This is a genomic window from Stenotrophomonas sp. STEN013, from assembly GCF_056760355.1.
In genome coordinates this window covers 1-11190 of the sequence record NZ_JBRREO010000007.1, presented here as the reverse complement: position 1 = coordinate 11190, position 11190 = coordinate 1, and the positions used below count along the sequence as shown (strand labels likewise).

Sequence of the window (11190 nt, the reverse complement as noted above, 5' to 3'; positions counted from 1 at the left end):
CGCAGTGCAGGAGCAGGCTACCCGATGAAATGCCGGTAGCCACTGGCGCGCGCGCCGTTGGCATCACCTTCGCAGCGGACACCCCGGCCTGCGACGATCACACCGATACGCGTCAGCGGCAGCGCAAGCCGCGATGCCACCGCTTCCAAGGCCGGGCGCTGTTCCGGCGCGGCGGTGAAGCACAGCTCGTAGTCGTCGCCACCACGCAACGCGCAGTCCAATGCGGCAGCGGCCCCAAACGCGCGGCGCAGGGCGGACGACAACGGCACCGCCTCGCCCTTCACTACAGCCTCCACGCCGCTGCGTGAGGCGATATGGCCGAGGTCGGCCAGCAGGCCATCGGACACATCGGCCGCCGCATGGGCCAGCCCGCGCAGCGCCAGCCCCAACTGCAGCCGTGGTGCCGGCCGCTGCAGGCGCTGGCGCAGCCGTTCGAGATCGCCGTCGACCGCGGCGGCGCGCACGTCCAGACCGCCCTGCTGCCAGAGCTGCAGCGCACCGGCGGCCTCACCGGGATGGCCACTGACCCAGACATCGTCGCCCACCCGGGCAGCGTCGCGCCGCAGCGCCTGGCCTGCCGGCACCCAGCCCATCGCGGTGATCGAGATCGACAGCGGACCGCGCGTGGTATCGCCGCCGATCAGGGCGATGCCATGGGCATCGGCCAGAGCGAAGAAGCCATCGGCAAACGCCTCGATCCAGTCCGGATCGGCCTCTGGCAGCGACAGGGCCAGCGTGCACCAGGCCGGCTGCGCGCCCATCGCGGCCAGATCGGACAGGTTCACCGCCAGCGCCTTCCAGCCGATATCGGCCGGCAGCGTCTCGGGCGGGAAATGCACGCCGGCGTTGAGCGTATCGGCGGTCACCACCAGCTGCTGCCCGGGCGGCAGCTGCAGCAGCGCCGCGTCATCGCCGATGCCCAGCGCGATGTCCGCGCGCGCACGGGTACGCGCGGCGATCCGCTCGATCAGGCCAAACTCGTCAAGGCTCACTTCATCAACTCCCGCAAACGACAACGCCGGTGCCGATGATGCCGGCCCCGGCGCGTTCAGGGTGAACCGGCGGCACCGCCGCCGTCGGCTTACTGGCCCGATTCGGTCTTGCGCCATTCCAGCGCGGCACGGTCGAGCACGCCGTTGACGTAGGTGTGGCCGTGTTCGGAACCGAAACGCTTGGCGGTTTCGATCGCCTCGTTGATCACCACCCGGTACGGCACGTCCAGGCGGTAGCGCAGCTCGTAGGTCGCCACGCGCAGCACCGCACGTTCGATCGCATCGACTTCTTCCACCCCACGGTCGACAAACGGCGCCAGCGCCTCATCGATGTCGCGGCGGTTGTCCAGCACGCCACGCAGCAGGTTCTCGAAGTACGCCAGATCGGCGATTTCATGGGCCTGCTCGTGCGCGAACTGCGCCAGCAGCGAGTCGGCGTTGCCACCGGAAATCTGCCAGGCGTAGATCGCCTGCAGGGCGCGGCGGCGTGCGCGCGAACGCAGCACCGGATCGATACCGTCGCGACGGACCGGCTTTCCGGCGGGCCTGCCGTTGTTCTTGTTGTTCATGGCAGCTGTTCCAGAAGATTGACCATTTCCAATGCCGCCAAAGCGACTTCCTCCCCCTTGTTGCCGTGGCTGCCGCCGGCGCGCGCCTCGGCATCCTCCACCCGCTCCACCGCCAGCACGCCATTGAGCACCGGTACGCCAAAGTCCAGCTGCGTGCGCATCAGGCCCTCGGCACAACGGTCGGCCACGTGTTCGTAGTGGCGGGTATCGCCGCGGATCACACAGCCCAGGGTGATGATCGCCGCATGCTGGCCGGCGGCCGCGAGCCGCGCGGCCACCAGCGGGATTTCCCACGCGCCCGGCACCCGCACCACATCGATGGCGTCCTCGCCGATACCGTTGCCGGCCAGGCTCTGCCGCGCACCGGCCACCATCGCATCGGTGATGCGGGCGTTCCAGCGGCTGGCGATGATGGCAAAACGGGCCGATCCGGCCGGGCGGAGGTCGCCTTCGTAGTGGCTCATGGGGTGCGGGGGTCCAAAAGGTGGGTAAGTTTAACGCGTCAGTACCGCTTGCCGGCCGTTACGGGACCGGCACCTGCACGGTTTCGACGATTTCCAGGCCATATCCGGCCAGTCCGATCTGCCGGCGCGGGGTGCCCAGCACCCGCAGCTTGCCCAGACCGAGGTCGGCCAGGATCTGCGCGCCGGCGCCATTGCGCCGCCACTGGCCGACATCCTTGCTCTTGCCTGCGGTTTCATCCTGGGCGCGGATCCGGGCCAGCAGCGCATCGGTATCGCGCGGTGCCGAGAGCACCACCATCACCCCGCTGCCGGCCGCATCGATCGCGCGCAGCGCATCGGTATTGGCCACGCCGAAGTCCTCCCGCCGCCAGTGCAGCAGGTCGGCCAGCGGGTTTTCCACCTGCACCCGCACCAGGGTCGGGGTGGCCTTGTCCGGGGTGCCGCGGACCAGCGCGAAATGCAGGTCGTGGGCGATCCGGTCACGGTAGGTGATCAGCTGGAACGGGCCGAACTCGGTGCTGATGCCGCGCTCGTCCACGCGCTCGACGGTGTGCTCGGTGGCCAGCCGGTAGGCGATCAGGTCGGCGATCGAGCCGATCTTCAAGCCATGCTCGCGGGCGAACACCTCCAGCTCCGGGCGGCGCGCCATGGTGCCGTCGGCATTGAGGATTTCCACCAGCACGCCGGCCGCTTCGAGCCCGGCCATGCGCGGCAGGTCACTGGCCGCCTCGGTGTGGCCGGCGCGGGTCAGCACGCCACCGGGCTGGGCGGTCAGCGGGAAGATATGGCCCGGCTGGGTCAGGTCCGACGGCCTGGCGTTGGGCTGGATCGCGGTGCGGATGGTGTGGGCGCGGTCATGGGCGGAGATACCCGTGGTCACGCCTTCGGCCGCCTCGATGCTGACGGTGAAATTGGTGTGGAACTGGGCGGTGTTCTTCTGCACCATCGGCGTCAGACCCAGCTGCGCGGTGCGCTCGCGGGTGACCGACAGGCACACCAGGCCCCGGGCGTGGGTGACCATGAAGTTGATATCCGACGGCCGGACCAGCTCGGCGGCCATGATCAGGTCGCCCTCGTTCTCACGGTCCTCGTCATCGACGATCACGACCATGCGGCCGGCGCGGATTTCTTCCAGCAGTTCGGGGATGGGGGCGAAACTCATGACGTGGCTCCTTGGCCCAGCAGGCGCTCGACATAGCGGGCGACCAGATCGATTTCCAGATTGACCGCACTGCCCACGGTGGTGGCGGAAAAAGCGGTATTGGCGACGGTGTGCGGAATCAGCGCGACTTCGAAGCCTTCGTCATCGGCCTCGTTCACCGTGAGGCTGACGCCATCGACACAGATCGAGCCCTTTTTGACGATGTACTTGAGCAGCGCCTTGGGCGCGGCAAAACGCCAGCGCAGCGCGCGCGCGTCCTCGTGGATGGACAGCACCTGGCCCAGGCCATCGACATGGCCGCTGACCAGATGCCCGCCGAGGCGGTCGGTCGGGCGCATGGCGCGTTCCAGATTGATCACGGCCCCCTCGGTCAGCACACCAAGCGTCGTCAGCGCCAGGGTTTCAGTTGAGGCATCGGCCTTGAAACTGCTGCCGTCAAAGTCGATCACAGTCAGACACACGCCATTGACGGCAATGCTCTCGCCCAGCTGCACGTGATCGAACGGCAGAGTGCCCACGCTGAAGGTGAAGCGGACATCGCCGCCGAGGGGTTCGCGTGCGGCCAGCCGGCCGACGCCTTCGATGATTCCAGTAAACACTAACGTTCTCCGCGAAAAGTGAGCGAAAAACGCCGCAAGGCATGCAGGCGCACGGACCCGTCAGGGCCCGCAACACCGTCTTCTTTCATCCGGACTATGACCGTCGGCTCCGGCATCTGACCGGATCTGCTGACCTTCAACGCATCTATCTGGAGGACAGATGGACAAAGCGCTCGCGGGCTCGGGCTTGCACCCCTACCGCCGGTGGGGAATTGCACCCCGCCCTGAAGACGTTTGTGAGTGCCGGAAAATCCGGCGTGCGCATTGTACCAGCCCGGCCTGAAGCTCGACCTTTGTAATATGAATGTTAAAATCTGCGTGCACGACACGAAGTCGCGCGATCGGCCCGCAACCGGCCGACTGAAACGGACATCACTTCTTAGAGAGGAATTCCATGCGTAAGACCCTGATTCTGGCTGCCCTGCTGGCGGCCACCCCGTTCGTCGCTTCCGCTGACGAGATGAGCTACACCTATGTGGAAGGTGGCTGGACCCAGGTCCAGATCAACGACGATCTACTGGACGACCCCAAAGGCGACGGCGGCTACATCCGCGGCTCGTTCGCGATCGCTCCGCAGGTCCATGTGTTCGGCGGCTATTCGACGGTTTCCAAAAGCTATTCCGCTGCCGGCGCGCGCCTGAAAGTCGATCTGGCCCAGCCGGAACTCGGTATCGGCTACCACATGAACATGAGCGAGCGTGTGGACTTCACCGCCGACATCGCCGCAGTACGGATTAACGCCAAGGTGAAGATCTCCGGCCTGCCGGACTTCAACGGTACCGGCAAGGATCACTCCACCGCCGGCCGCGCTACCGTCGGCGTCCGCGGCAAGCCCTCGGCCCGCACCGAAGCGTGGCTGAAGGCCGGCGTCATGGATGGCAGCGACATGGACAGCACCTTCGTCGGCAACCTCGGCGGCCAGGTCAGCTTCAACAAGACCTGGGGTGTGGTGGGCGAAATCCAGTTCATCGAAGACACCACCCAGTACATGGCCGGCGTCCGCGCCAGCTTCTGATCCGCGTTACAGCGCCTCAGATCCAGCGGGAGCCCTCGGGCTCCCGTTTTCATTCGCAACGGCCGCGCTGGTTACGCCTGCTCAGACCGGACGCAGCAACAGCCGCAGGTCCTTGCCCAGCATGCGCACATCGGCCAGCTCCAGCGGCACGGTCTGGGCCATCGTCGCGATCCCCAGCCCGGCCAGCAACGGCCGCGCGGCATCGCCCATCAGCAATGGCGCGATGTAGAGCAGCAGTTCGTCGACCAGCCCGGCCTGCAGCAGGGCACCACACAGGGTCGGCCCGGCTTCGACATGCACCTCGTTGATACCCCGGGCAGCCAGCAGCGCCATCACCGCCGCCAGATCGAAGCGGCCATCGGCCTGCAGCGGCGAGGGCACGAACTCGACCCCGGCCAGCGCCGGTGCGGCCAGTGCCGGGCCATGCAGATACAACGTCGGCGCCCCGCCCTCACGCACCCGCACGCAATCCAGGGTGCGCAGCCGCGCGTCCAGCACCACCCGCAGCGGCGGCAGGAATTCGCCGTGTTCGGGCCGTGCGGTCAATGCCGGATCATCGGCCAGCACGGTCGCCGCACCGGTCAGGATGGCACCGGCCCGCGCCCGCCAGTGCTGCACGTCGGCCCGCGCCGCCTCGCCAGTGATCCATTTGGATTGGCCATCGGCCATGGCGGTGCGCCCGTCCAGACTGCCGGCCAGTTTGACCCGCACCAGCGGCCGGCCACGTTCGATCCGCGACAGGAAGCCGGCATTGAGCACGCGCGCCTGAGCGGCCATCAAACCCACCTCGACCGTGATGCCGGCCCGCCGCAGCAGGGCGAAGCCGCCGCCATCCACATCGGGAAACGGATCGGCCATCGCCGCCACCACCCGTGACACGCCCGCCTGGATCAGCGCCAGCGCGCACGGCGGCGTGCGCCCGTAATGCGCACAGGGCTCCAAGGTCACGTAGGCGGTGGCACCGCGTGCGCGCTCGCCGGCCTGGCGCAAGGCGAACACTTCCGCATGCGGCCCGCCGGCACGCTGGTGCCAGCCCTCGCCCACGACCTCCTCACCCTGCGCGATCACACAACCGACCATCGGATTGGGCCGTGTCGTCCACGCAGCGCGTTCGGCCAGACGCAGCGCGCGGGCCATCAGCAGGTGATCGGTGGCGGTGAAGTGGCTCATCGGGGACCTCATTACGTCAGCGGCCCATTGCCAGATGCGACAACGGACGAGGGGGCAGTGTATGCGCCGGCAGACCGTACTTGCAGTGCGGCGCGTCTAGCGGCGACCGGTCTCCACCGCCATCACCGTGACCGCGAGCGGGCCCAGCGGCAGGCGGGCATGCACCTGCCAGCCCAGCGAGCGGTACCACGCCACCATCGGTGCTTCGCAGTACAGGTACAGCTCCGCAACGTCGAAAGCGGCGGCCTGGACGATGGCATGTTGCACCAGCGCCGCACCTACACCCCTGCCACGCGCCTCGGGTTTCACATACAGCGAGGCCAACCACGGCGACCAGCCGCGGATCTGCTCGTGATCGTCGTGCAGCAGGCTCACCGAGCCGAGCCAGTTTCCGGCGTCCATCGCCAACCAGGTGCAGGGAATGGCGTCGCGTTGCTGCGCCCGCAACTCGGTTTCGGCCTGGGCCACGCTCCAGTCCGGCAACAGATTGCCAAAGGCCTGGACGTGCGCGGCGGCCAGCGCCGGCACCAGAGCGGGGTGATCACGCAGATTGACGGTCAGCATCCGGATTCACGACCCGCCGTGACGCGCGGCCACGGCCACACCCGCGCTACGCCGCCTGGCACCGGATTCAACGTTTGGCGGGCTTGGCTGGGCGTCCATCCGCCGATGCGCCGTCTTCCAGCAGCGGGAGCTGGCCGTCAGCGGCCGGCATATCGCGTTCGAGCTTCTCGATCTCGTCGCGGAAATCGGCCACATCCTCGAAGCTGCGGTAGACCGAGGCGAAGCGCACATAGCCGACATGGTCGAGCTTGCGCAGCTCATCCATGACGAAACCACCGACCTTGATCGACGGCACTTCGCGCTCGCCACACATGCGCAGCTGATGCACCACGGCACGGACCGCCGCTTCGATCCGCTCCTCCGAGACCGGCCGCTTCTGCAGCGCGCGGTCGAACCCCACCCGCAACTTGCGTGCATCAAACGCCTCGCGCCCGCCATCGCTCTTGATGATGACCGGCAGTTTCAGCTCGATGGTCTCGATCGTGCTGAAACGTTCACCGCACGCCTCGCAACCGCGGCGACGGCGGATGGTCGCGCCGTCTTCGGAAACGCGTGAATCGATCACGCGGGTGTCGTTGTGCTGGCAGAACGGGCAATGCATCTCTCTGGCCTTCAACATCGGGCGCCGGCAACGCGGCGCGGGAACCACTACAACGCGGATACAGCAAACCCCGGGAGGGAGCAAGGCTGCCCGGCCCGGGGTTTGGCCACCATCACAGTGGCGATCCCTGCAATGACACAGCGCCGGCAAACCTCCGGCACCGGCGGCACATCAACCGTAGACCGGATACTTCTTGCACTGCGCGCTGACCGCATCGCGCACGCGGGCAATCACCGTCTCATCGGCCGGCGCATCGAGCACGTCGGCAATCCAGTTGGCCAGATCCACGCAGTCCTGCTCGAGGTAACCGCGGGTGGTCACCGCCGGCGTGCCCAGGCGCAGGCCCGAGGTCACGAACGGCGAACGCGGGTCGTTGGGCACCGAGTTCTTGTTGACGGTGATGTGGGCCTTGCCCAGCGCGGCTTCCGCGTCCTTGCCGGACACGTCCTTGCCGATCATGTCCACCAGCATCAGGTGGTTCTGGGTGCCACCGGAGACGATCTTGTAGCCGCGGGCGATCAGGGTGTTGGCCATCGCCTGGGCGTTCTTCACCACCTGCTGCTGGTAGGCCTTGAATTCCGGCTCCAGCGCTTCCTTGAAGGCCACCGCCTTGGCCGCGATGACGTGCATCAGCGGACCGCCCTGGATGCCCGGGAACACGATCGACTGCAGTTTCTTCTCGATCTCCTCGCCGGCGCCCTTGGCGATGATGATGCCGCCGCGCGGGCCGCGCAGGGTCTTGTGGGTGGTGGAAGTCACCACGTGGGCGTGTTCGATCGGGTTCGGATACACACCGGCGGCGACCAGACCGGCGACGTGCGCCATGTCCACGAACAGGTAGGCACCGACCTTGTCGGCGATAGCGCGGAAGCGCGCCCAGTCGACGATCTGCGAATAGGCGGAGAAACCAGCCACCACCATCTTCGGCTTGTGCTCCAGCGCCAGGCGCTCGACTTCGTCGTAATCGATCAGGCCCTGCTCGTTCACACCGTACTGGACGGCATTGAAGATCTTGCCCGAGGCATTGACCTTGGCCCCGTGGGTCAGGTGGCCACCGTGGGCCAGGCTCATGCCCAGGATGGTGTCACCCGGCTGCAGCAGCGCGAAGTACACGGCCTGGTTGGCCTGCGAGCCGCTGTGCGGCTGCACATTGGCGTAATCGGCGCCAAACAGCTGCTTGAGGCGGTCGATCGCCAGCTTCTCGGCGATATCCACGTACTCGCAGCCACCGTAGTAGCGCTTGCCCGGGTAGCCCTCGGCGTACTTGTTGGTCAGCTGGCTGCCCTGCGCTTCCATCACCAGCGGGCTGGCGTAGTTCTCGCTGGCAATCAGCTCGACATGGTCTTCCTGACGCTGGCACTCATCGGCGATGGCCTTGGCCAACTCGGGATCATAGGACTCGATACGGGCATCACGCGGGAACATCACAGCTCCTGGTACGGGGCGAGGGAGCTGCCGATTGTAGCGCTTCCGCCACCGCCACCGCCCGCCACCGGCGGTCCCGCCTGCAACCATTTCCCCTTCCCGCCCTACATGAAGAAGGCGCCCCTGCGGGCGCCTTCCTCTAACCAGACCGGGACAAGGCTCAATGGTTGAGCACGATGTCGGCGATGATGCCGGTGGCCATGGCCACCATCAGCATGTTGCCGCGGTCGTCGCGGATCCAGTGGTGGCCATGTCGCGGGCGGTGCAGGTGGTAGCGGTTGTAGTCATTGACCACATAGACCGGGCCGCCGTAGTAGTTGCTGTAGCGGTGCCCGCGCTCAAAGCCGTACGGGCGGTAAACCACGCGCGGCGGGGCGTGATAGCGGCGGTCATTGCGCCGGGCGTCGCGGTAACCCTCGCGATAGCCGGAACTGTAGTGGCGGCGGTCATCGCGCCATTCGCGACGGTCATGGCCGTGCCCACGGCCGCGGTCATGACCACGGCCACGATCATCCCAGCCATGCCGGCCACGGTCGTGGTCATCGCGATCACCGGCAGCAAAGGCCGGAGCGGTGGCGCCGAACGCCAGCAGGGCGGTCATCGCGGCGACAACAAGGCGGTTCATCTTCATAGCTAGCCCTCGCTGGGTTGGTTGACGCTTCCCATAATGCTCACGTCGTCTGAACGAACTCCGGCTGGAAGCGGCTCCCGGCTTTCGTATTCATAAACCAGCAAGGGATTCCGGCACCGTCGGCCCCATCTGGCTTACGGCTATAATCGCTTATTCCCTTTTGCCTTGGGCCCAGTCCGTCATCGGACCGGGCACGGGCGTGCGCTACGGAGACTTCATGTCCTCGCAATACATCTACACCATGAACAAGGTGTCTAAAGTGGTCCCGCCGAAGCGGCAGATCATCAAGGACATCTCGCTGTCGTTCTTCCCGGGCGCCAAGATCGGCCTGCTGGGCCTGAACGGCGCCGGCAAGTCCACCGTGCTGAAGATCATGGCCGGCGTGGACACCGATTTCGAGGGCGAGGCCCGCCCGCAGCCCGGCATCAAGGTCGGCTACCTGGAGCAGGAACCGCGTCTGGACCCGGCCCAGACCGTGCGTGAAGCGGTCGAGGAAGGCGTTGGTGAGGTGCTGCAGGCCCAGGCCGCGCTGGAAGCCGTGTACGCCGCCTATGCCGAGGAAGGCGCCGACTTCGACGCCCTGGCCAAGGAACAGGAGCGTCTGGAGGCGATCCTGGCCGCTGGCGATGCCCACACCCTGGAAAACCAGCTGGACGTGGCCGCCGACGCGCTGCGCCTGCCGCCGTGGGACGCGGTGATCGGCAACCTGTCCGGTGGCGAGAAGCGCCGCGTCGCGCTGTGCCGCCTGCTGCTGCAGAAGCCGGACATGCTGCTGCTCGACGAACCGACCAACCACCTGGACGCCGAGTCGGTGGAATGGCTGGAGCAGTTCCTGGCGCGCTACACCGGCACCGTGGTGGCCGTCACCCATGACCGCTACTTCCTGGACAACGCCGCCGAGTGGATCCTGGAACTGGACCGCGGCCGCGGCATTCCGTGGAAGGGCAACTACACCGAATGGCTGATGCAGAAGGACGAGCGCCTGAAGCAGGAAGACAACCAGGAAAAGGCCCGCCAGAAGGCGATCCAGAAGGAACTGGAGTGGTCGCGGCAGAACGCCAAGGGCGGCCGTACCAAGGGCAAGGCCCGTCTGGCCCGCCTGGAAGAGCTGCAGAGCGTTGACTACCAGAAGCGCAACGAGACCAATGAAATCTTCATCCCGCCGGGCGAGCGCCTGGGCAACTCGGTGATGGAGTTCAAGAACGTCTCCAAGAAGTTCGGTGACCGCCTGCTGATCGACAACCTGTCGATGATCATCCCGCCGGGTGCCATCGTCGGCATCATCGGTCCGAACGGCGCCGGCAAGTCGACCCTGTTCAAGATGATCACCGGCCAGGAAAAGCCGGATTCCGGCGAGATCGTGGTCGGCCCGACCGTCAAGCTGTCCTACGTGGACCAGAGCCGCGATGCACTGACCGGCAACCACAACGTGTTCCAGGAAATCGCTGGCGGCCTGGATATCCTCAACATCAACGGCATCGAGATCCAGTCGCGCGCCTACATCGGCCGCTTCAACTTCAAGGGCCAGGACCAGCAGAAGATGGTGGGCTCGCTGTCCGGTGGTGAGCGTGGCCGCCTGCACATGGCCAAGACCCTGCTGCAGGGCGGCAACGTGCTGCTGCTCGACGAACCGTCCAACGACCTGGACATCGAAACCCTGCGTGCACTGGAAGATGCGCTGCTGGAGTTCCCGGGCAACACCTTCGTGATCTCCCATGATCGCTGGTTCCTGGACCGTATCGCCACGCACATCATCGCTTTCGAAGGCGACTCGCACGTGGAGTTCTTCCAGGGCAACTACCGCGAGTACGAAGAGGACAAGAAGCGTCGCCTCGGCGACGATGCCGGTCCCAAGCGTCTGCGCTTCAAGGCGCTCAAGTAACACCCGCCGGGCGGGCGCCCCCGGCGGGGGGGCCCGCGGTTTGTGGGCGCCAACCACAACCGCGCCCCCCCAGCCCGGCACACCCCCCCCCGAGAGCAGAGCGCCCCCGGGAAAAA

General features: G+C 66.6%; 12 protein-coding genes and 1 riboswitch. Of the genes, 2 read left to right on the top strand and 10 right to left on the bottom strand.

Annotated elements, in window-relative coordinates:
- Positions 1–17 precede the first annotated feature (17 nt).
- From thiL to ACVOMH_RS13210, 5 genes are all read right to left on the bottom strand, one after another.
- Positions 18–992 carry a thiamine-phosphate kinase gene (thiL, locus tag ACVOMH_RS13230; protein WP_481552256.1) on the bottom strand — a complete coding sequence of 325 codons (975 nt, stop codon included), beginning with the start codon at positions 990–992 and terminating at the stop codon, positions 18–20.
- Positions 993–1081: 89 nt separating this feature from the next.
- Positions 1082–1561 carry a transcription antitermination factor NusB gene (nusB, locus tag ACVOMH_RS13225; protein ID WP_481552255.1) on the bottom strand — a complete coding sequence of 160 codons (480 nt, stop codon included), beginning with the start codon at positions 1559–1561 and terminating at the stop codon, positions 1082–1084.
- Complete coding sequence (ribH, locus tag ACVOMH_RS13220) at positions 1558–2025, bottom strand: 6,7-dimethyl-8-ribityllumazine synthase (RefSeq protein ID WP_481522732.1); 468 nt, start codon at positions 2023–2025, stop codon at positions 1558–1560. Before ribH ends, nusB begins: the two co-directional genes overlap by 4 nt.
- A 58-nt stretch (positions 2026–2083) precedes the next feature.
- Complete coding sequence (gene ribB, locus ACVOMH_RS13215) at positions 2084–3187, bottom strand: 3,4-dihydroxy-2-butanone-4-phosphate synthase (protein ID WP_057506092.1); 1104 nt, start codon at positions 3185–3187, stop codon at positions 2084–2086.
- Positions 3184–3786, bottom strand: coding sequence for a riboflavin synthase (locus tag ACVOMH_RS13210; RefSeq protein ID WP_481522730.1), 603 nt, complete (start codon positions 3784–3786; stop codon positions 3184–3186). Before ACVOMH_RS13210 ends, ribB begins: the two co-directional genes overlap by 4 nt.
- A 73-nt stretch (positions 3787–3859) precedes the next feature.
- Positions 3860–4022, bottom strand: a riboswitch (FMN riboswitch).
- Positions 4023–4180: 158 nt separating this feature from the next.
- Here ACVOMH_RS13210 and ACVOMH_RS13205 point away from each other — a divergent pair.
- Positions 4181–4801, top strand: coding sequence for an outer membrane beta-barrel protein (locus tag ACVOMH_RS13205; RefSeq protein WP_481552254.1), 621 nt, complete (start codon positions 4181–4183; stop codon positions 4799–4801).
- Between the two features lie 81 nt (positions 4802–4882).
- Here ACVOMH_RS13205 and ribD read toward each other — a convergent pair whose 3' ends face one another.
- The 5 genes from ribD to ACVOMH_RS13180 form a co-directional block, all read right to left on the bottom strand.
- Positions 4883–5971: a bifunctional diaminohydroxyphosphoribosylaminopyrimidine deaminase/5-amino-6-(5-phosphoribosylamino)uracil reductase RibD gene (gene ribD, locus ACVOMH_RS13200; protein ID WP_481552253.1), complete on the bottom strand. Its 1089-nt coding sequence runs from the start codon at positions 5969–5971 to the stop codon at positions 4883–4885.
- Positions 5972–6067: 96 nt separating this feature from the next.
- The gene (locus tag ACVOMH_RS13195) at positions 6068–6535 is read right to left on the bottom strand and encodes a GNAT family N-acetyltransferase (RefSeq protein WP_481552252.1); all 468 of its coding nucleotides are present in this window, start codon (positions 6533–6535) and stop codon (positions 6068–6070) included.
- A 67-nt stretch (positions 6536–6602) separates the two neighbouring features.
- Entirely contained in the window at positions 6603–7136 is a 534-nt protein-coding gene (nrdR, locus tag ACVOMH_RS13190; RefSeq protein WP_054658776.1) for a transcriptional regulator NrdR, read from the bottom strand.
- Positions 7137–7307: 171 nt separating this feature from the next.
- The gene (glyA, locus tag ACVOMH_RS13185) at positions 7308–8561 is read right to left on the bottom strand and encodes a serine hydroxymethyltransferase (RefSeq protein ID WP_481552251.1); all 1254 of its coding nucleotides are present in this window, start codon (positions 8559–8561) and stop codon (positions 7308–7310) included.
- 160 nt (positions 8562–8721) lie between these two features.
- Positions 8722–9192, bottom strand: coding sequence for an RcnB family protein (locus ACVOMH_RS13180; RefSeq protein ID WP_481552250.1), 471 nt, complete (start codon positions 9190–9192; stop codon positions 8722–8724).
- A gap of 217 nt (positions 9193–9409) precedes the next feature.
- On the opposite strand from ACVOMH_RS13180, the gene ettA reads away from it, so the two are divergent.
- Positions 9410–11074 (top strand): energy-dependent translational throttle protein EttA, encoded by a 1665-nt coding sequence (gene ettA / locus ACVOMH_RS13175; protein WP_054658780.1) that lies wholly within the window; start codon positions 9410–9412, stop codon positions 11072–11074.
- The last annotated feature ends 116 nt before the right edge of the window (positions 11075–11190 follow it).